Genomic DNA, 18,540 nt, shown 5'->3' with positions numbered 1-18,540 from the left:
TGGCATGGCCCAGATCAAGGTTGAGAAGGCAAAGATAGACCAGAAACAGACCTCGCTTCTGATAATCGGCGTTTTTGAAAACGAGCAGAACTTTTCGCAGTCAAAGGAGCTGGACCCTTCCGTCCTGACGTACATAAAAGAAACGCTTGACGACAAGGACTTTCGCGGCAATTTCGGCTCAAGCATGATAGTCTACACGCTGGGCAAGGGGCCCATGAAAAAGATACTGCTGCTGGGCCTTGGAAAGCGCAAGCAGTTCACAGACGAGATGGCACGCATAGCGGCAGGCAAGGCGGTCCTCCGGGCAAAGGAGCTTGGCACGAAGGAGTTTTCCATACTGCAGTTCTCAAACCTCGACGAGGGGCTGGTCGAGGCCATGACCGAAGGCATCGCCCTTGCCCTCTATTCCTTTGACAAATACAAGGCGCCCGACCCCGAGTCTGTCAAGGTGGAAGAGGTCACGATTCTGATAAACTCGGACTCGCCGCGCTTTCAGATGATAGCAGAGAAGGCAGGCCACGTGGCAGAGGCAGTCAACTTTGCCCGGGACCTTGGCAACCTGCCTCCAAACGACTGCCCGCCGGCGCACCTTGCCTCGGTGGCGCTATCGCTTGCGTCCGAGTACGGCATGAAGGCGCGGGTGGTGGAGCGCTACGAAATGGAGACCATGGGCCTTGGCGGCATAGTGGCAGTGGGCAAGGGGAGCAACAACCCACCGAAACTGATAATCCTCGAGTACAACGGGGCCGGCGACGCCAAGCCCTACCTGCTCGTCGGAAAGGCAGTCACCTTTGACACGGGCGGGATATCACTCAAGCCGGGGGACAAGATGGACGAGATGAAGTTTGACAAGTGCGGCGGGTGCAACGTGCTTGCACTTCTTCGCGCAGTCGCGTCGATGAAGCTGGCAGTAAACGTCGTCGGCATCGTGCCTTCTGTAGAGAACATGCCGTCAAGCACCGCGTACAGGCCCGGCGACATCGTCAAGATGTACAACGGCAAGACCGTCGAAGTTTTGAACACGGACGCGGAAGGCAGGATGATACTTGCAGACGCGCTTGCCTACGGCATTGCCACCTACAGCCCAAAGGCGGTGATAGACATGGCGACGCTGACAGGCGCCGCGATAATCGCGCTTGGCGCCAATGTCGCGGCGCTTGTTGGCAACAACAAGCAGCTGACTGACAGGGTGCGCAGGATGGCAGAAAAGACCGGCGAGCGCATGTGGGACCTCCCGCTGTACGACGAGTTCCACGAGCAGATAAAGAGCACGCACGCCGACATCAAGAACATCGGCGGCCGGCCCGGAGGCGCCATAACGGCGGCAGCGTTTCTCTCAAACTTTGTCGGCTCGGCGCCGTGGGTCCACATGGACATCGCAGGCACCGCGTGGACGCAGGACGGCACATACGAGAGGAGCTACAACCCCAAGGGCGCGACCGGCTTTGGCATAAGGACGCTGGTAAAACAGCTGTCGGAAGAGGAAAAGCCACCTGCGTGATCGCCCTTGCCGGTGTTTGACCTCTCCTCGCTTGTCCGCCTGCTTTCGGAGCAGGGCTACCGGTGCAAGGCAGGCAGCATGGCCGACGTCATGCCCGAGCGGCGTCCTTACTTTGAGCGCTGGCTTGCCAACCGCGACGGCTTTGTGACCATGCAAAGTGGCAATATCGACTATATCGGCATAGAGGAGGTCGTAAGGATGGGCCCGTTCTTTGACGTCCACTGCATGGTGGCAAACGACTTTGTGGCAGACAACGACGACAACGCGCACAACCTGCTCGACGCAAGCCCCTACTACAAGCTAAAAAACGGCAAGGCCACGAACCTAGGGTGGAGCGGAGGCGTGCTCTCTACCTACCTTGCCAAGGACGCCGGGCTGACGCAGGCCCTTTCACAGAGCATTACAAGGGAGGAGGTAAAGCGCCTGAAAGTCAAGGCGCACGACTATTGCTGCATAATAGAAACCGGCGTGTGGGACCCCGCCGGCCTTGCGGCCGTGTTTCCAATAATAGACATGATGGCGACGCACACGCGACAATTGCTAAAGCAGGTGCACTTTGGAGAGTATGTGGATAGATAATGCCAGCACTGCTGCTTCCCGACCGCTCACGCAGATCAGTAACACAGCAGCGACGACAGGTTTGACTTCCGGGTTCGGAATGGGACCGGGTCGCACCCTGCCGCTATGACCGGCTTACCTCTTTTTCAGGGAGGTTCAATTTAATCTTATGCCAACCTTTTTCGTTCCAGATAACGAGAGCAGAGAACGAAAATGGCCTTGGCTGAATAAATAACGATTTCCGGCGTATCTGCCCGATGATAAGAAGCATTATTCTTGCGGGCATACTCGTGTTTGCCCTTTTGACACCGACTGCAGTCGCACCCAGCTTTGCGCACGGGCACGACGACGATGGCCCGGCGCACGGCAAGAGCTTCAAGATACAGAGCTTCGGGATGGACAAGAACGGGAACCCCTACCTTACAGTGAAAGGCACGGCCGGAGCAGAGATGCCACACGAAGAGGGAGAAATATTCGCGTATGCGTTTGTCACCGACGCCGGCACCTACGCCGTGACGTCGCACATGGGCGACGACACACCTGGCGAGGAGCACGACGAGCTTGAGTGGCACGCCCACAAGGTCGTGTTTGACGACAAATGCGTCTCTTCGATGACCGAGGACGGCGAGGCGGAGATGGCCACAAACCGGGTCACGGTGCTTGAGACCGGCGCCACTTCGGTGTCAAAGGTCATGACACTGGAGCTCTCAGAAACAGACGCAGGCACGTGCATAACCAAGACGTTTGACCAGGCCAAAAAATCCAAGGGGCCAAAGAACGACATCGGCGCCCTCCTATACACGCACGGCGACATGATGAACCACCACGGAACGCCAAACGTGGAAAGGATGCTGCTGATGGAGAGCGCAATCGAAAACGAGGGCAAGACCCCGGTCGAAGTCGTATACCACATGCCATACAACTGGGACGACGGACTCTTGTCGCTTGACAGCGACGTCAAGTACGCAGTGTTCATGTACACCGACATGTTCGGGCCCAACTCGACTGTGATACACAACGTCACCCGCGGCGTCTTTGGCGGAATTCCAGAATACGACTACTGCCCCGGCGTGCCGATGGGAGACTCGTGCATGTACATGGGTCAGATAACGAGCCTAGAGCCGACAAACGGCCAGACAGTCCTGGTGTTTGCCGAGCCGGCGAGGCCGGACCACCCAGAGCTGAGGGACATATTTGTCAAGCAGGCCAAGGCCGTGAGCGAAAACGCCAAGAAGGAAGTGCTCGTTCTGGTTGGCCACGGTGCCAAGTCGGATGCAAACGACATGGCCCAGAAACAGGAGCTCACCAACGCTGCCATGTTTGCCAAGAAGAAGATGAAGTTTGCAGACGCGTTTGGTGTGACTGCACGGGAGGACTGGCCAACGCTGTCGCCTGCAGCGGTGCAGAGCGCGGTAGACAAGATAGAGGCCGCGATGGCGCAGACCGGCGCGACCCGGGTCGTCCTTATGCCGGCGACAGGAAGCGGGAGCGGCTACGAGATGGTGGCAGGCGCCCTGACGGCAGAGAGCATAGACTTTGTGCGCGCGCCGGATCCGCTGCCGCTGGGAGAGAAGGAGTTCAAGAAATGGGCAGAGCAGGTGATGAAAGAGACGGTCAACTTCATCAAGAAGGAAAAGCCCACGCAGGCGACAATCACGCCCTACTGGAACAGGACGTACTAGTGGCCCTCCCCTCTTTTCTTTCTCAATTTCTGGGAATAGCTATATAACGCATTCACGTCGAAAATCAGCTGCAAATGGGAGACGATCCTTCCTCTACCCACAGGGTCGCAGTCATGGACTACGAGCTGTGCCAGCCCCGCAAGTGCGGGCTAGAGTGCATAGTCTACTGCCCGGTGAACAAGACAGGCGGCCAGTGCATCATCCAGCGGGAGGAGGACGGAAAAGCGCTGATATCCGAGGAGCTGTGCACGGGCTGCGGCATCTGCATAAAGAAGTGCCCCTTTGACGCGATTGTCATCGTCAACCTTGCAAAGGAGCTGTCGGAGGAGAAAATCCACCAGTACGGCGTCAACTCGTTCCGCTTTTACCGGCTCCCGACCCCGAAAAAGGGCGCAGTCGTCGGCCTTGTGGGAAGAAACGGCATGGGCAAGTCCACGATAGTGAACATCCTGTCAGGCAGCATGAAGCCAAACCTTGGCAACTTCGAGGGCGAGACGTCCTGGGACGCCGTCCTGAAATACTTCCAGGGGACTGAGCTGAAGTCGCACTTTGAAAAGATAGCAAACAACCAGATGCGCGCTTCTATAAAGCCGCAGCTGGTCTACATGATACCAAAGGCGTTCAAAGGAACGCCAAAAGAGCTTTTGAAGAAATACGACGAGCGCAAGGTGGCAGACAAGCTGATATCGCAGCTCGGACTGCAGAACATCCTTGACCGGGACCTTGCGACTCTGAGCGGAGGCGAGCTTCAGAGGCTCGCAGTCGCAGTCGCGGCGGCAAAGGACGCCGAGTATTATTTCTTTGACGAGCCTTCCTCTTACAACGACGTCTACCAGCGCCTCGCAGTCGCAAGGGTGATGAAGGACCTGGCCGACGCCGGCAAGAGCGTGATGGTGGTAGAGCACGACATGACGCTCCTTGACTACCTGTCAGACTATGTCCACATCATATACGGCGAGCCAGGCGCCTACGGCATCGTCTCTTCGTTGCAGGGCACGAAGGTGGGCATCAACAGCTTCCTTGAAGGCTTCCTTCCAGCAGAGAACGTGCGGTTCCGTGACAAGGCGTTCCGATTCGACATCGCGACTTCCGAAGACTCGGTAGTGCTCGACGTGCCTGTCGCAAGCTACTCTGACATTTCCAAAAAGTTCCCGTTGTTTGAGCTCCATGTATCTGCGGGCAAGATACGCAAGGGTGAAGTCGTCGGCATCGTGGGCGCAAACGCGCTTGGCAAGACCACGTTCATGCGCATGCTCGCCGGCGTGGACAAGCCGGATTCTGGCAAGATAGAGGTCGGCGCCAAGATCTCGTACAAGCCGCAGTACCTCAGCCAGGAATACGACGGCGACGTGCGCTCGCTCATGTATACTGCGTACCAGGGGCCTATAGAGGGCTCGCCGGCGGAGGAGCAGATAATCATACCGCTTGGCGCCAAAAAGTTGTACGAAAAAAGCGTCAAAAACCTGAGCGGCGGGGAACTGCAGAAGGTCGCAGTCGCCGCGTCGCTTTTGCGCCCGGCAGACATTTACGCGCTGGACGAGCCGTCGGCTTTTCTGGACGCAGAGGACAGGATAGCCGTTGCAAAGTTCCTACAGAGGTTTGTAAAGGCTCAGGGCAAGTCCGCGATTATAATCGACCACGACATGCAGCTCATCGACCTGGTGTCAGACACGCTTGTAATATTCGAAGGCGAGCCGGGCCTGAGGGGCACGGCGACCGCGCCCATGCGCAAGGAGGACGGCATGAACAGGTTCCTAAAAGCTCTTTCGATAACCTACAGGCGCGACGAGACCACCGGCCGGCCCCGGGTGAACAAGGAGGGGGGCAGGCTGGACAGGGAGCAGAAAGACTCGGGCAACTATTACTACGTCAAGCAGTGACATGCCCCACATGCTCAAGAACGTGCTTGCAGGCGTGCTTGACGCCGAGGAAGCGGCGCAGGTGTATTCCGCTTTTGACCAGGTCGGAGACATAGTCGTCATAAAGATACCCGACGGCCTTGCCGGCAAAAAGACGGTGATAGCGCAGGCAATACTTGCAAATGTCAAGACTGCAAAGGCCGTGTTTGCGCAGGCATCTGCAGTAAGGGGCGACTTTAGGGTGCGCGACTTGGAGTTTCTTGCCGGCGAGAACAGGACAGTAACGGAGTACAAGGAGCACGGGTGCAGGTTCAAAGTCGACGTGGCTAGGGCTTATTTTTCGCCACGGCTGTCGACTGAGAGACAGAGGATAGCGAGCCTTGTCGGCGAGGGCGAAACAATCGTGAACATGTTTGCCGGCGTCGGGACGTATTCGATAATAATCGCCAAGGCAAACAAGACCTGCAGAGTCTACAGCATCGACTCAAACCCCGTTGCTAATGAGCTCTGCATAGAAAACGCCAGGCTGAACAAGGTCTCTGATCGCGTGATCCCTGTCTGCGCCGACGCGACTTCAGCAATCCGCGACCAATTGACGGGCGTGGCCGACAGGGTGCTGATGCCGCTTCCCGAGCGCGCAAAAGAGTTTATCGCGCCAGCCGTTGCGGCGCTCAAAGAAAAGGGCGTGGTGCACTATTTTGCGCACGTGCGGGCCGACAGCAAAAAACACGCCAAGGAGCTTGGGGAAAAGGACGCGCACGAGGCATTCAAAGACTATGAACATGATGTGACAGAAACCACAGTCGTCAGAGAAGTCGGGCCGCGGGTTTACCAGATAGTTGCAGACGTGACAGTCACGAAGGCGTAGCGTCTTCCTTTGGCGCGGTCAGCATCGTGTAGCCTATCCAGCCAAGCACCGCCAGGAGCACGCCGACGGCGCCAAGGACCGTGAACTGGATGATGACCGTGCTGTAGTCTGTGCCAAGCAGAAAATACGCGTAGATAAGAAACGCCGCTATGGCAACCGCAAGCAAGGCTGCACCTGCGCCCCTGTTGCCGCGCTTTGCGTTCATGCAGTTGTTGGCGTCCGGCGCATCTTATCAACCTTTATCCTTCTTTGCGCTTTACCTTGAACGCAACCCGCATGTACGCCTGGTATTCAACTATCTTGTCGTCGCTGACTATGACGTTGAGCCTCACCACCTCGGCGGTCCTGATGTCCTTGACGGTCTGTGCCGTCTCTGATATGGCGTTCCTGACAGCGTCGTCAAAGCCCTCGGTGGATTCCCCCAGGATGTCTATGTACTTGAAGACCATGCGCGTATAGGATGTACAGAGTTTTTAAACCCACCGTTCGTCGGGGAGGCCCATTGAGGGGCGGTACTAAAAATCCTTACATACGGGATACGACCAACGTTTCCCCGAATTGGATTATAAGAACAGGATGATCCTGTTTTTCATCCTTATCGCAATCATCCCCGTTGCGGCCCTCTCAGCCGTCTTCTCGTTCACGGTCATAAAATTCCGAGAGGAGATGTCAATCGTGTACCAAGGGTTTGTCCCTAACCTCGGAATACTCTCAAAGAACAAGGCAGACCTTGCAGGCATCAGGTCGGATCTCGTCCAGTTCACGGCTACGAGCGAACCGCAAAAAAGCGCGCGCATGTCGCACATGCTGGAGCTGAAATCGGGCATCGACGGCAGCATGGACGAGTACAAGCGCATAGAGGACCTGCCAAAGGCGTTTGATCAGCCTTTCGGCTTTGTCTTTCCCGTAGACAGCTTTAACGTCTCCAAGCTGGCGTCAGACGAGACGCTCCTTGTGGCCGACGTCAACCAGCAGTGGGACAGCTACAGCACGCGCGTAGAAGACCTGTCGATACTTGCATCCGACCCGTCGTTTAGCGCGCAGGCAAACGCCGAGGCCAGCCAGCTCATGACGCAGGCAGACAGGCTCATCGCCTCTTACGACTCGCTATATACAGTCAACGTGCAGATAGGCGACGCGCTCAGAGAACGATCATTGCAGACCATGCAGCTTGCGTTCATCTATGGCGGCTTTGCGTCTGCGATATCTGCCGCGTCTGCTACTGCCGCGGCTATCCTTGTGTCAAAGAGGGTCGTCCTGGGCGACCTTGTCAGGATGACAAAACTGGAGCTTGTCGAGACTACGCTTCGCGACCTCATAGGTGGGGGCGCCGATGCACTGCTTGCAATGGTGAAGAGCCAGATGAGCGAGGAGCAGCCGGTCGTGCAGCAGGCCGACATCACCACCGCAGTCGTGCCCTCGCAGGCCGACATCGTGATAGGCGGCGCCAAGAAAGAGCAGCCGGCAACGCAGACCGGCACCAAGGCGTTCGTGGAAGACTATGAGCCACTTGCGGCAGCCGGCCAGGAGCTCAAGGGCAAGCTTGTCATGATAAACTACGGCGGCAACTCCCGTGCAAGCCCGAGGGTCACATGGACGATGAACCAGCTGTTCGAGTCGCCCAAGCTGGTGCTTTTGACCCGGCGGGGAAGCAACTTTTACCACCAGGCCCAGGGCAAGTACGCGGTCTGCGTGCTTGGAGACCCTGCGCAGAACGGCAGAAAGGCAGACGAGCGAGTCGTGCCTTCCGACGACGAGGCAGATCTGGCCCAGGCAGTCGAGGACCTGGTGAGGGAAAACCCTGCATCCACCGTGCTTCTGGACAACGCGACTGAGCTGATATACACACTCGGGTTTGACAGGGTGTTCTCGCTCTTGCGCAGGCTTGCAGGCGTGGTCTCGACCTACGAGGACGCAAGCGTGGTAGTGCTAATTAACAAGAAGGCGCACGAGCCCCGCATGATAGAGGCCGTGAGCAACATATCAAACACGTTCATCGACTAGACAAGTTCTAGCGCCATGAGGTAGGCGTCCTCGCCGTCGCGGTAGTAGGACCGCAGCCTCGACTTTGTCTCAAAGCGCAGCCTCTCGTACATCCTGACGGCACCCGTGTTGCTCACCCTGACTTCGAGGTAGATCTCGTCGGCCTTTCTCTGGAGCACGCCGTTTATGCCTTCAAGCATCAGGGCCTTTCCTATGCCCTTGTCCCTGTGCTCTTCAAGCACCGCTACTGAAACCACGTGGCCTTTTTTCACAAATCCCAGCTTGCGGAAGTTGGAGAAGCCAAACTCTATCTTGCACATGATGTAGCCCACTATCTTGCCGTCAAGCTCTGCCACTATGAACGCCTCGGGCAACTCCCTCAGGATTGACTCGAAAAAGTAGTCCGAGTAGTGCTCGGGGAGCGCGGCCATGTTTATGTCGATGACGGCCGGAAGGTCCTGTTCCTCGCACCGGCGGATGACATAGTCTCCTACCTTGCGCAGGGCTGTCTGCAAACCAAAATTTAGAGCAAGAAAGACACTATTTAACCTTAACAGGTTTGCTTCCAGTAATTTTCAAGCGCGATGGAACTTTTCAGGACAAGGCTTTAATCCAGATGCAGTATAGATTCTTCGGTGGCCACGTTTCTCAATGGCGACTTTTCAAGGGCCGCGCCCATAGTCTCCTCATTTTACACCATAGTCGACACGCAAAAGCACCCAAGCGAGGAGGCCATCAGGTTCTTGATTTCAGAGACTACAATACAGGAAACGTTTCCCAAGCTCTTGAAGGAGCTTGCCAAGGTGGGCATGATAGCCACCGCAAAGAGATCCAAATACGAGTCGAGGCTGATGCCAACGCTCTCGTCCTCGTCTATCACCGCAGAAAACGGCATCGTGATAACAATATCCAAGATGGCAAGCACGAAGCCGCGCAAGTACCTCGTCTATCTCCCTGCCATACTCTTTGCAGTCACACTCACCGTAGTTTTCCTCGACGGCATGATCAGGGCAAACGACGTGTTTGCGCAGGCTTTCATCCGGGATCCGTTACTCATAGCATCGGTCTACACCATGTCCCTGATGGGCATCCTCGGCGTGCACGAGATGGGACACATGATAGCCAACAGGTGGCACGGCATCAAGACGTCGTGGCCGCATTTCATACCGCTCTACCCCGGAGCTTTCATCCCGACGCTGGGCGCCGTAATAGTGAGCAGGGCCAACATGACGAACAGGAACGTGCTCTTTGACGTCGGAATCTCCGGCCCGGTAGCGGGGCTGATAGTGACAATCATCGTTTCCGTTTACGGCTCGTACACGTCGGTTCTGATACCCGCTGACCAAGTGGAGGAACTCCTTGGAGATGTCCAGCTGCTCAAACTTAACACCAGTATCCTGATGTCTGCTACCAACTATCTTGTCGGGAACGAGGGAGCAAACGGCGACGACGTGCTAATAATGTCGCCAGTGCTCTTTGCGGCATGGGTGGGGTTTTTCGTCACATTCCTAAACCTGATGCCTGCAGCGCAGCTTGACGGTGGACATATAGTGAGGTCTACGCTCGGCGTCAGGTGGCACCGCATACTGACGTACAGCAGCATAGGGGTTCTGGCCGGCCTGGGATACGTAGTCATGGCAATTCTGGTGCTTTTCATCGCGTCGAGGGCGCCGGAGAGCACGCCGCTTGACGATGTCTCGCCGCTCTCAAAGAAGCGCAAGATGCTCTTCTGGGTCGCGATGGCGCTGGCAGTGCTGTGCGTACCCATCCCGCAGGAGCCGTTCAGGCCGCTGTTTTGAGCAAAGTGATGTCCGCGTCGGCGACGACCAGCGCCTTGTGGCCCCTGCCGTGCTTTGCAAGCATGCCTTCAAGCGCGTCGCGCGCGCCGCCAAAGGTGGTAAAGCCAAGCTTTGTGGCGTAATAGTGCGGAAGAGTCGACACGAGCGCAAGCTCTTTTTTCTCCTTGAGCTCCTGGATGTAGAGCAGGTGCTCAAGGCCGTCGCTGTACGGGGTGTTTGAAACCTGCTCCTGCGCAAGCCTGCCCTCCACGTAGGCCTGAAGCGCCCCGCCGCCAAGGCCCTCCCTGCACTCGGCAAGCAGCACCGCGCTCCCGCCGTCCTTGACTGCGTGGACAGAGTTCCAAAGAGAGTTGAGCGCGCTTGAAAGGGTCGTGTGCGCCCCAGATTCGCCCGATGCGCTGATTATCGCCGACTTGACAGAATCTACCTGCACTTCTGTCGCGGGCTTGAACTGCGCAAGCGCCTTTGAGAACGCCTCGGGCACGGTTCCAGCGTGCACGCCTGCGATGCCGGACGCGCCTGCGACAAGCTCGACTGACGTTGCCTGCAGACCTTCAACGGCGCCGAGCGCGACTTTGAGCGGCGCGCCTTCGGTGCCGGGCGCCGGAGCGTTTGACTGCCTTGCAGAGAACGCTTCGGCCATTTTTTCCGGCAGCATGCTGCGCACAAGCGCGCTCGGGGCGCCTGCAAACCCAAAGAGTGGGTCGTACGCCACCTGAGACACTATGACGGTGCTCTGGAACTTTGACATGCGCTCTGCAAGCGAGTGGTAGTCTATGCGGTTTATCGATATTGCCTGCGCCTGGGGGTCCGGCGCGAGCGCGGCAAGGTTTGTCCGCAACGAACCTGCAAGCCGTGCCGGCACGTCTACCGCGACGCTTGCAAACCCCTTTGCCCTTGCATTCTCAAATATGGCGCTGACCGCTTTTGCCGACGCCCTTGACGACGAGAGCGCAAGCATGAGCATGCTGTCAGTGACAGGCACCGCGTCAAGTGCGGCCTTTGCCTGCTCGTCCGGGATTGCCTGCAAACTGGACGAGACCTGGCTTGCAAGGTTCTCGAACCTGATGTCAAGCACGACGTCTGTGCTGCCGTACTTGAGCCAAATCTCTGGCATCCCCTCTTGGGGTTATAAAAGATAAAATAAAACGTTTTCATAGACAAGGTGTGACAGACGATTTTACCCTTGAATTTGCGTCGTTCCTGCTCAAGAGCAACGCACTAAAGTTCGGCGCCTTTACGCTTGCGTCGGGCAAGCCAAGCCCGTACTACATCGACCTGCGCATGCTCCCCAGCTTCCCCTCCCACTTTCGCCTCACCATAGGCGCTCTGAGAAAGACCGTGGAAAAGGGCGTCGCCGGCTTTGACTGCCTTGCGTCTGTGCCGACGTCCGGCCTGGTATTTGGCTCGGCGCTTGCGTACGAGATGAACAAGCCGTTTCTCTACGTCCGCAAGGAGTCAAAGGGCTACGGCACGAGCAAGCTCATCGAAGGCCACCTTGCGTCAGGCGCAAGGGTAGTAATCATCGACGACGTCGCCACTACGGGCATTTCCGTTAGCAAGGCAGTCGAGGCCATTAGGGCAAACGGCGGCGTGGTGGAGGACGTGGTCGCAGTTGTCAGCAGGCTTGAAGGCGCGGAGGAAAAGCTGCAAGGAATGGGCGTCAGGCTCACCGCGGTTGCGACCATACACGACATCGTAAACACGCTGCACGGGGCCGGCCTTGTCGACGACAGTACGCTCCAGTCAGTCATGGACCAGATTGGCGAAAGCGGCGAGTTTGAAGGCGACTAGGGCGAGAGGTCCACCTGCGGGACAGTCGTCTGCGCAGTTGCAGTCGCCTCGTACGGCGTGTACGGTTCCAGTCCCCACGGTCCGAGTCCTAGAAATCCACCTTCGTTGAACACGTTGTTCGGGAAGACGCGCAGGTGCGTGTTGTAGTCGCGCACTCCGTCGTTGTAGTATGTCCTTGCTACTGCTATCCTGTTCTCAGTCCCGGCAAGCTCGTCCATCAGCCTGACCACAACCTGGTCAGACTTGAGATCTGGATACGCTTCGTAGGTAAGTATTATCTTTGAAAGGGCCTCCTCTATCTGGTTTGAAAGCTCGACGCGTTCGTTCACGTTAGTGGCGCGCTGCCAGTCGGTGCGAAGCTGCGTCACCTGCTCGAGCACCTCGCGCTCAAACTGCATGTAGCCCCTGACAGAGTTGACTAGGTTGGGTATCAGGTCGTACCTGCGCTGCAGCTGAACATCAATGTCGCCGGCAAGCCTCTTGACGTTCTCGTCCTTTAGCTGGGCCGCGTTAAAGCCCGAGAAATACATACTGAACAAAACTGCAAAGGTGATTGCGATGGCGCCTGCGACTGCTCCGCCTATGATGATGCCCTTGCTGACCATGCGCTGCTTTTCATTTATGCCACCTACTTATTACTCTTTTAGCGCCCTGCTCCACCACCGCCGGATCCCCCGCCTCCGCCGCCAAAGCCACCACCGCCACCTCCTCCGCCGCCCCAGCCGCCATAGTACCCGCCGTAAAAGCGGCGCCGGCGCCTGCCGTATTTCAGCTGGAGGACGGCGATGCCGATAAAGATCGCAAACATGACTGCGATGAATATTGCGTCATTCTCGTCAAAGGGGTCTTCGACAAAGTCGCCGCCGTCAATCGGCTGACCCTCTCCGGTGTAGCCCATCTGCCCTGCAAGCGCGTACACCGTGTTCAGAAACGCGTCGTCAAACTGAGATGTTGCACCTGACTGCTCGTACTCGTCCCTTGCCGGGACAAGGTAGCTGTCAAGTATCTGGCCCGCGGTCCCGTCCGTTATGTCGCCTTCAAGCCCCCTGCCCACCTCGATGCGCATCGAGCCCCCGCCGGCGTCGCGCTCAAGCGAGAAAAGCACGAGCACGCCGTTGTCCTTGCCGGCCTTGCCGATGCCCTTTATGCCTTCCAGGGTGACCTCGTTGTAGATATAGTTGGCAAGAAAGTCCCGGTCCTGGATCTCGACTCCGTCCTTCTTTATGCCGTGCCCGACAAAGCTTGGAATGGTGTATATCACTATCTCGTTCGTGGTCGCGTCGTCAAGCCCGCGCAAATATGTGTCGATGGCGTCCTCTTGCGACGACGATATGATGCCTGCATAGTCGTAGATGTATGCCGGCCTCGAGCCCCTCTGCGAGAACGCCGGCGAGAAGGCGGACGCGGCCACGACTAGGAAGAGGATGGAGAAAAGCGCGAGGCGCAAAGCCACGCCCATGCTGTGACGGGGAGTGCTAATAACCGTTTAGCCCTCGTAGATCATGAGGTTCTTTTCTTCGAGCAGGGCGTGCAGGTTCTGAACCGCGCGGTAGACCTCGCTCTCCTTCTTGGCGCCGGTGCACACCAGCTTGCCGGACGCAAACAGCAGTATCACGGTCTTTGGGTCAAGCATCCTGTGGATGAGGCCCGGGAACTGCTCGGGCTCGTACATGCTCCTTGGAAGCACTCTTGCGGCAAGCTCTAGGTGGATCTTGCCCCCGAGGCTTGCGGAAGCGACGATGTTCTGTATCTCTATCTGCGGCTCGTGCTGCAGCGGGATTCCGCCCTTCTTCAGCTTTGTCACCACGTTTTTGACCGCAGTCACTGCCATCTTTTCCGACTTGGCGCCGGTGCAGACCATCTTGCCCGAGCTGAAGATTAGAGTCGCCGTCTTGGGGTTTCGGAGCCTGAAAACGAGCCCCGGGAACTGGTCCGGGTGATATTCGACGTCCGGGAATATCTGGGTGATAAGGTTGAGGTTGACCGTCTGGTTCACGGTGGCTGAAGCAACCACGTTCTCGATGCTGACTATGGGCTTGGTCTGCGGCATAGTCCCCTTTATAAAGGGGCCGTATATATACCCTCTTGCGATTATTTTGAATTAACCTCGCGTTTTTTGCATTAAAATTGAACCGGCAAAAACGCCGCTTTCCAAATACTGCACTACTCGCCGATTACCTTGACGAGCACGCGCTTTGGCCGCTGGCCGTCAAACTCGCCATAGAATATCTGCTCCCAGGGCCCAAAGTCGAGCCTGCCGCCCGTTATGGCGACGACAACTTCGCGGCCCATAACCTGCCTCTTCAGGTGCGCGTCGGCGTTGTCCTCGCCGGTCCTGTTGTGCATATAGCTTTCAGGCGCATAGGGCGCCAGCTTTTCAAGCCACCTGTCAAAGTCCTGGTGCAGGCCGCTCTCGTCGTCGTTTATGAACACGCTTGCAGAGATGTGCATCGCGTTTACAAGCACAAGGCCTTCCCTGACGCCTGATGCCTCCACCACCTTTCGCACCTGCGGCGTGATGTTGATAAACGCCCTGCGCTCCGGCGTGTTAAAAGTCAGGTACTCGGTCCTGGACTTCATGGCTGCGGGCCGGTGGAAGGCGGCGCCGGCGTGGTGTCCTTTTTCCTTCCCCACTTGCTGAAGAACAGGATAACAAGGATTACCGCGATTATGATATAGTTGACAGGCGGGCTTATCACCTTGGTTACAAGGCCGGCCCCGGGCATCACGTAGACTACAATGCCGATGTAGTTGTCCTCCTGGATGGGATAGTCAGTACCCGGTATCGAGGCCGGGTTTGCGTCGCCTTTGGTCCTCACTATCCTGTCGCCGTCCGGCTGGACGTCTATGTCAACCACGCGGTGCACGATGACCCTGTCCTCGCCGTCGGGCCTGTCAAAGACAATGATGTCGCCCACTTTCAGTGTGTCCCACGAGCCGCCGTTGCGCACTACAAGCACGTCGTTTACCTGCAATGTCGGGACCATGCTGCTTGACGAAACGACGTAAAAGGGGTTGTTGGTGTCAAACGCAAGGCGCAGGCCGAGCCACACGATGGCGACGCCTGCCACGACGATTATGACGTCGCGCATTGCCACTGGCAGCCTGGCCTTCTTTTGCTCCAACGCACGTTCTGACCCAAGTTCGTTAGATAAACGTTTTCTAACCAAGTTCCTGCTGCCTTATAGACCCGTGCTGCGTGCTAGCGGAGCTCGAGGTGCTTCATTATCGCCTTGCGCAAAAGAGGCATCCTGGCGCCCACGGTGGCAAGCACGTCGGCAGTCTCGTCCCTGTCGGCCTGCCTGCCGTTCCGCGACTCGAAAAGAGCCATAAAGTTGCCAAGCACCATCCCCGACACGAGGCCGTACGCGAATTCTTCGATGTCGCCCTGCCCCGGAACCATCTTTCTTGCAAGCTCGACTGGCACCCTCGGGTCCCTGGCAGCCGCCTTTATCAGCGCCTCAAGAGCGCGCCTGTCAGCCGCAGTCAGGCCCATGCCTGCATGTTGGGTGGGATGGGTATAAATTCTAGCAAGAAGTCCTAGCGGACCTTCCGACCTGAATAAACGCAACTCCACACACTTGCAAGGCTTGGCAGTTCACTTGACTCTACCTTTTTTAATGGCGTCAATGTAGCACACACGACAAATGTCTTCCAGTAACAGTTGCTCCGTGGTCCTGCTGGAGCTGGGCCTAGTAGCCTTTGACGGCGCAGGAAACGTAGCCGCCTCAAAAAAGTTTGACAGCGCGCTGCGCTCGTACCGCCTCCTCAAAAGCGGGGGCGCGCCCGACGAGGTCAGGACGTTCGTCGACAGCCTGCGCTCTTTTGACTCGATAGCGGTAAACGACGCAAGCGTGGAGATAATGCTGCGCCAGGCCGGCCTGAACACCCACCTTATGGGCGAAGAAAAACAGCAGGAGTATCAGGCAAACAAGCCCGACTATATCGTCAAGGCCGGGTTTGCGGCAAGCGCCCAGGACGCGATGCAGGCACTGCGCGACTTTGCAATCCAGCTGTCGTCGTCGCGCGTAAAAGAGGCGTCAGAGCGGCTAGACCTGCACATTGTCCAGTCGATAAACGCGCTGGACGAGCTTGACAAGATTATCAACACCGTCGGCACCAGGATGCGCGAGTGGTACGGCCTGCACTTCCCAGAGCTTGACAACATGGTGCAGAGCCTGGTGGCGCACGCAGAGATAATAAGCAGGGCAGGCTCGCGTGACAAGATAACCAAGGAGGTCCTCGAGAGCGCCGGGTTCCAGGACCGCAAGCTGGAGATAATCCTCGACGCGGCAGGCAGGAGCAAGGGAGGCGACATGACGCCGGAGAACCTTGCGATTGTGAAGAAACTTGCAGATCAGGTCATACTGCAGTCGGACATAAGGCGCGTCCTTTCAGACCACATCGAAGCCGCGATGGAGGCAGTGGCTCCAAACGTCAAGGAGCTCTTGACAGCTGCAGTCGGCGCCAGGCTGATAGCCAAGGCAGGAAGCCTTGCTAGGCTTGCTACTTTGCCTGCAAGCACTATTCAGGTCCTTGGCGCAGAAAAGGCGCTTTTCAGGGCGCTCAAGACCGGCGCGCGGCCGCCAAAGCACGGAATACTTTTCCAGCACCCGCTCATCCATTCTGCTCCAAAGTGGCAGAGGGGCAAGATTGCAAGGGCAATAGCCTCAAAGGTCGCAATAGCGGCGAGGATTGACTATTACCGCCACGAGGGCAAGGACGCCGCGATAACCGAGAAACTTAACACCCGGCTCGAGGAGATACGCGAAAGTACAAGGAGCCCGTTCCTGAAAAGGAGCGCGAGAGAAAGCACGTCGAGCACGAGCGCCGCGAAGGTGGAAGGCGCGGATTTGGTGGCAGGCGCAGGTTTGGCGGCGGAGGACGCGATAGAGGCCGCGACAGGGGATTTGGCGGCCCGAGCAGGGGCGGACCGGGAAAGGACCGAAAGCGCTTTGGAAAACGACGGTATTAAGTGGATCTACGTCGCAGGCGAAAAGCACGCGGCGACTTTGAACCTGGTGCCTGGAAACAGCGTCTACGGCGAAAAGCTGGTCAAGCAGGACGGCGACGAGTACCGGCTGTGGGACCCTTACAGGAGCAAGCTTGCCGGCGCCATGCGCAAGGGGTTGAAGGGCATGCCGATAAAGCACGGCACAAAGGTGCTGTACCTCGGAGCCTCAACAGGCACCACGGTGAGCCACGTATCTGACATCGTTGGAAACGCGGGGATAGTATTTGCAGTAGAGCCGGCGCCGCGCGTCGCCCGCGAATTGATAGAGAACGTGGCATCAAAGCGCAAAAACGTCGTGCCGGTCCTAGAGGACGCCAGGCGGCCGCAGTCGTATTTTTCGGTCTTTGGCAAGGTCGACGTCGTCTACTGCGATATTGCCCAGCCGGACCAGACAGAGATTGCAATCACAAACTGCCAGGCCTACCTCAAGCCGGGCGGCGTGATGCTCCTTGTCGTAAAGACGCGCAGCATCGACGTGACGATGGACCCAAAGGCAGTCGTCGTGCAGGAGGCGAAAAAGCTGGAAAAGGCCGGCTTTGCAGTCGAGCAGATAATCAACCTCGAGCCGTTTGACAAGGACCACGGCATGATATACTGCGTGTTCAAGCCCTAGACAAGCGTCCTCTGCTCCAGTCCCTCAAGCAAAACCCGCATCGGCTTCCAGGACTTTCTGGCAAAAGCAGGCGCGCTCTTTTTGCGGGCGACCCAGTTGCGGATAAAGAGCATTGTCTTTTCGTCAGACGGGTAGCCCGAGCCTATGTTGCGGTGCTTTTTGCGCAGCTTTTGGATCTCAAAGTCGCGCTCGACCTTGGCAAGTATCGACGCGGCCGACACGACGACGTTTATCCTGTCTGCGTGGTGCAGCGAGTGTATCGCCGGCGCGCTCTTTAGGTGGCAGGCAATGTGCTCCCTGTAGCGCTCCGGGTTTGTATCGCAGCAGTCGACGTACACCTCGTCGACCTTTATCCTGCCTATCACGTGCGCCATCGCCATCGCCTCGAGCCTGTTCAGCCCTCGCTCAAGCACGTGGCTGTCCACCTCGGCGGATTTTATCGTGTGTATGTGGTAATGGTCTGCAAGGCTGACTATTTCGTCATAGAGCCTTTCGCGGGCCTTTGGCGTCAGCTTCTTGGAGTCCTTGACGCCCATCCGCTTCAGCTTCAGGACTTTGGACTCGCGCACAGACACGCCGGCGACCACAAGCGGCCCCAGAATGGAGCCCCTCCCTGCCTCGTCGACGCCGCCTATGAGCATAAGCCGTGTATTTGAAAAAGACGGTTAGCTATTAAGATTGCGCTTGACAAGGCTTTGTAAAAAAAGCCGCCTCTAGATGCCTCTGCCTGCACATTTACAAAGCCAGGGTCGGACTCTGTACCCAATCCGGACAGGTCCTGACCCCTTTTCTACCTGCAGAAAAAATGTTACATCATGTAACATTTTGAGCACGAAAAAATGATACAATTTTGCATGATGGCAAGAGGC

At 57.3% G+C, this 18,540-nt stretch carries 20 protein-coding genes and 1 rRNA gene; 9 read left to right on the top strand and 12 right to left on the bottom strand.

Features of this window, described 5'->3' with window-relative positions; all coding sequences use genetic code 11:
* Positions 1-4 precede the first annotated feature (4 nt).
* The gene (locus HXY31_RS02025; RefSeq protein ID WP_292639054.1) at positions 5-1,501 is read left to right on the top strand and encodes a leucyl aminopeptidase; all 1,497 of its coding nucleotides are present in this window, start codon (positions 5-7) and stop codon (positions 1,499-1,501) included.
* 12 nt (positions 1,502-1,513) lie between these two features.
* Complete coding sequence (locus HXY31_RS02020; RefSeq protein WP_292639051.1) at positions 1,514-2,080, top strand: hypothetical protein; 567 nt, start codon at positions 1,514-1,516, stop codon at positions 2,078-2,080.
* On the opposite strand, the gene rrf is transcribed toward HXY31_RS02020, so the two are convergent.
* Positions 2,078-2,197 (bottom strand): 5S ribosomal RNA (rrf, locus tag HXY31_RS02015). The genes HXY31_RS02020 and rrf overlap by 3 nt on opposite strands.
* Before the next feature lie 119 nt (positions 2,198-2,316).
* Here rrf and HXY31_RS02010 point away from each other — a divergent pair.
* From HXY31_RS02010 to HXY31_RS02000, 3 genes are all read left to right on the top strand, one after another.
* The gene (locus tag HXY31_RS02010; protein ID WP_292639049.1) at positions 2,317-3,741 is read left to right on the top strand and encodes a hypothetical protein; all 1,425 of its coding nucleotides are present in this window, start codon (positions 2,317-2,319) and stop codon (positions 3,739-3,741) included.
* A 74-nt stretch (positions 3,742-3,815) separates the two neighbouring features.
* Entirely contained in the window at positions 3,816-5,621 is a 1,806-nt protein-coding gene (locus tag HXY31_RS02005; protein ID WP_292639048.1) for a ribosome biogenesis/translation initiation ATPase RLI, read from the top strand.
* A 10-nt stretch (positions 5,622-5,631) separates the two neighbouring features.
* Positions 5,632-6,468 carry a class I SAM-dependent methyltransferase family protein gene (locus HXY31_RS02000; protein WP_292639046.1) on the top strand — a complete coding sequence of 279 codons (837 nt, stop codon included), beginning with the start codon at positions 5,632-5,634 and terminating at the stop codon, positions 6,466-6,468.
* Here the strand turns inward: HXY31_RS02000 and HXY31_RS01995 are convergent.
* The gene (locus HXY31_RS01995; protein ID WP_292639043.1) at positions 6,455-6,673 is read right to left on the bottom strand and encodes a hypothetical protein; all 219 of its coding nucleotides are present in this window, start codon (positions 6,671-6,673) and stop codon (positions 6,455-6,457) included. The genes HXY31_RS02000 and HXY31_RS01995 overlap by 14 nt on opposite strands.
* Positions 6,674-6,707: 34 nt before the next feature.
* Entirely contained in the window at positions 6,708-6,917 is a 210-nt protein-coding gene (locus tag HXY31_RS01990; protein WP_292639041.1) for a dodecin family protein, read from the bottom strand.
* Positions 6,918-7,026: 109 nt separating this feature from the next.
* Here HXY31_RS01990 and HXY31_RS01985 point away from each other — a divergent pair, with 109 nt between their 5' ends.
* Entirely contained in the window at positions 7,027-8,472 is a 1,446-nt protein-coding gene (locus HXY31_RS01985) for a hypothetical protein (RefSeq protein ID WP_292639038.1), read from the top strand.
* On the opposite strand, the gene rimI is transcribed toward HXY31_RS01985, so the two are convergent.
* A complete protein-coding gene (gene rimI, locus HXY31_RS01980) occupies positions 8,469-8,966 on the bottom strand; it encodes a ribosomal protein S18-alanine N-acetyltransferase (RefSeq protein WP_292639036.1) in 498 nt (165 codons plus the stop codon). The genes HXY31_RS01985 and rimI overlap by 4 nt on opposite strands.
* Before the next feature lie 120 nt (positions 8,967-9,086).
* Here rimI and HXY31_RS01975 point away from each other — a divergent pair, with 120 nt between their 5' ends.
* On the top strand, positions 9,087-10,250 hold the full coding sequence (locus HXY31_RS01975; RefSeq protein ID WP_292639034.1) for a site-2 protease family protein: 1,164 nt from the start codon (positions 9,087-9,089) through the stop codon (positions 10,248-10,250).
* Here the strand turns inward: HXY31_RS01975 and HXY31_RS01970 are convergent.
* On the bottom strand, positions 10,234-11,367 hold the full coding sequence (locus HXY31_RS01970; RefSeq protein ID WP_292639032.1) for a hypothetical protein: 1,134 nt from the start codon (positions 11,365-11,367) through the stop codon (positions 10,234-10,236). The genes HXY31_RS01975 and HXY31_RS01970 overlap by 17 nt on opposite strands.
* Before the next feature lie 50 nt (positions 11,368-11,417).
* Here HXY31_RS01970 and pyrE point away from each other — a divergent pair, with 50 nt between their 5' ends.
* The gene (gene pyrE, locus HXY31_RS01965; RefSeq protein ID WP_292639030.1) at positions 11,418-12,044 is read left to right on the top strand and encodes an orotate phosphoribosyltransferase; all 627 of its coding nucleotides are present in this window, start codon (positions 11,418-11,420) and stop codon (positions 12,042-12,044) included.
* On the opposite strand, the gene HXY31_RS01960 is transcribed toward pyrE, so the two are convergent.
* From HXY31_RS01960 to HXY31_RS01935, 6 genes are all read right to left on the bottom strand, one after another.
* Complete coding sequence (locus tag HXY31_RS01960; RefSeq protein WP_292639028.1) at positions 12,041-12,649, bottom strand: LemA family protein; 609 nt, start codon at positions 12,647-12,649, stop codon at positions 12,041-12,043. The genes pyrE and HXY31_RS01960 overlap by 4 nt on opposite strands.
* A gap of 38 nt (positions 12,650-12,687) precedes the next feature.
* Positions 12,688-13,497 carry a YgcG family protein gene (locus tag HXY31_RS01955; protein WP_292639026.1) on the bottom strand — a complete coding sequence of 270 codons (810 nt, stop codon included), beginning with the start codon at positions 13,495-13,497 and terminating at the stop codon, positions 12,688-12,690.
* A 33-nt stretch (positions 13,498-13,530) separates the two neighbouring features.
* Positions 13,531-14,094: a TATA-box-binding protein gene (locus HXY31_RS01950; protein ID WP_292639023.1), complete on the bottom strand. Its 564-nt coding sequence runs from the start codon at positions 14,092-14,094 to the stop codon at positions 13,531-13,533.
* 113 nt (positions 14,095-14,207) lie between these two features.
* Positions 14,208-14,624 carry a secondary thiamine-phosphate synthase enzyme YjbQ gene (locus tag HXY31_RS01945; RefSeq protein WP_292639020.1) on the bottom strand — a complete coding sequence of 139 codons (417 nt, stop codon included), beginning with the start codon at positions 14,622-14,624 and terminating at the stop codon, positions 14,208-14,210.
* On the bottom strand, positions 14,621-15,169 hold the full coding sequence (locus HXY31_RS01940) for a signal peptidase I (protein ID WP_292639018.1): 549 nt from the start codon (positions 15,167-15,169) through the stop codon (positions 14,621-14,623). Before HXY31_RS01940 ends, HXY31_RS01945 begins: the two co-directional genes overlap by 4 nt.
* A 77-nt stretch (positions 15,170-15,246) precedes the next feature.
* Complete coding sequence (locus tag HXY31_RS01935; RefSeq protein WP_292639016.1) at positions 15,247-15,540, bottom strand: hypothetical protein; 294 nt, start codon at positions 15,538-15,540, stop codon at positions 15,247-15,249.
* A gap of 151 nt (positions 15,541-15,691) precedes the next feature.
* On the opposite strand from HXY31_RS01935, the gene HXY31_RS01930 reads away from it, so the two are divergent.
* Positions 15,692-17,671 (top strand): fibrillarin-like rRNA/tRNA 2'-O-methyltransferase, encoded by a 1,980-nt coding sequence (locus HXY31_RS01930; RefSeq protein ID WP_292639014.1) that lies wholly within the window; start codon positions 15,692-15,694, stop codon positions 17,669-17,671.
* On the opposite strand, the gene rnhB is transcribed toward HXY31_RS01930, so the two are convergent.
* Entirely contained in the window at positions 17,668-18,312 is a 645-nt protein-coding gene (gene rnhB, locus HXY31_RS01925) for a ribonuclease HII (RefSeq protein WP_292639011.1), read from the bottom strand. The two genes, HXY31_RS01930 and rnhB, sit on opposite strands and share 4 nt — an antisense overlap.
* Between the last annotated feature and the right edge of the window lie 228 nt (positions 18,313-18,540).

It is taken from the genome of Nitrososphaera sp., from assembly GCF_013388945.1.
Taxonomy (GTDB): Archaea; Thermoproteota; Nitrososphaeria; order Nitrososphaerales; family Nitrososphaeraceae; genus Nitrososphaera.
The sequence above is the reverse complement of the archived record's forward strand: the minus strand, read 5'-3'. Positions and strand labels throughout refer to the sequence as shown.

Excerpts from the sequence above, each read along its gene's own strand:
- HXY31_RS01930 (WP_292639014.1), top strand. The coding sequence starts at position 15,692 with ATGTCTTCCAGTAACAGTTGCTCCGTGGTCCTGCTGGAGCTGGGCCTA.
- HXY31_RS01935 (WP_292639016.1), bottom strand. The coding sequence starts at position 15,540 with ATGGGCCTGACTGCGGCTGACAGGCGCGCTCTTGAGGCGCTGATAAAG.
- HXY31_RS01990 (WP_292639041.1), bottom strand. The coding sequence starts at position 6,917 with ATGGTCTTCAAGTACATAGACATCCTGGGGGAATCCACCGAGGGCTTT.
- HXY31_RS02005 (WP_292639048.1), top strand. The coding sequence starts at position 3,816 with ATGGGAGACGATCCTTCCTCTACCCACAGGGTCGCAGTCATGGACTAC.
- HXY31_RS01970 (WP_292639032.1), bottom strand. The coding sequence starts at position 11,367 with ATGCCAGAGATTTGGCTCAAGTACGGCAGCACAGACGTCGTGCTTGAC.
- HXY31_RS01945 (WP_292639020.1), bottom strand. The coding sequence starts at position 14,624 with ATGAAGTCCAGGACCGAGTACCTGACTTTTAACACGCCGGAGCGCAGG.
- HXY31_RS01960 (WP_292639028.1), bottom strand. The coding sequence starts at position 12,649 with ATGGTCAGCAAGGGCATCATCATAGGCGGAGCAGTCGCAGGCGCCATC.
- HXY31_RS02010 (WP_292639049.1), top strand. The coding sequence starts at position 2,317 with ATGATAAGAAGCATTATTCTTGCGGGCATACTCGTGTTTGCCCTTTTG.
- HXY31_RS01950 (WP_292639023.1), bottom strand. The coding sequence starts at position 14,094 with ATGCCGCAGACCAAGCCCATAGTCAGCATCGAGAACGTGGTTGCTTCA.
- HXY31_RS01995 (WP_292639043.1), bottom strand. The coding sequence starts at position 6,673 with ATGAACGCAAAGCGCGGCAACAGGGGCGCAGGTGCAGCCTTGCTTGCG.
- HXY31_RS02025 (WP_292639054.1), top strand. The coding sequence starts at position 5 with ATGGCCCAGATCAAGGTTGAGAAGGCAAAGATAGACCAGAAACAGACC.
- HXY31_RS02000 (WP_292639046.1), top strand. The coding sequence starts at position 5,632 with ATGCTCAAGAACGTGCTTGCAGGCGTGCTTGACGCCGAGGAAGCGGCG.
- rnhB (WP_292639011.1), bottom strand. The coding sequence starts at position 18,312 with ATGCTCATAGGCGGCGTCGACGAGGCAGGGAGGGGCTCCATTCTGGGG.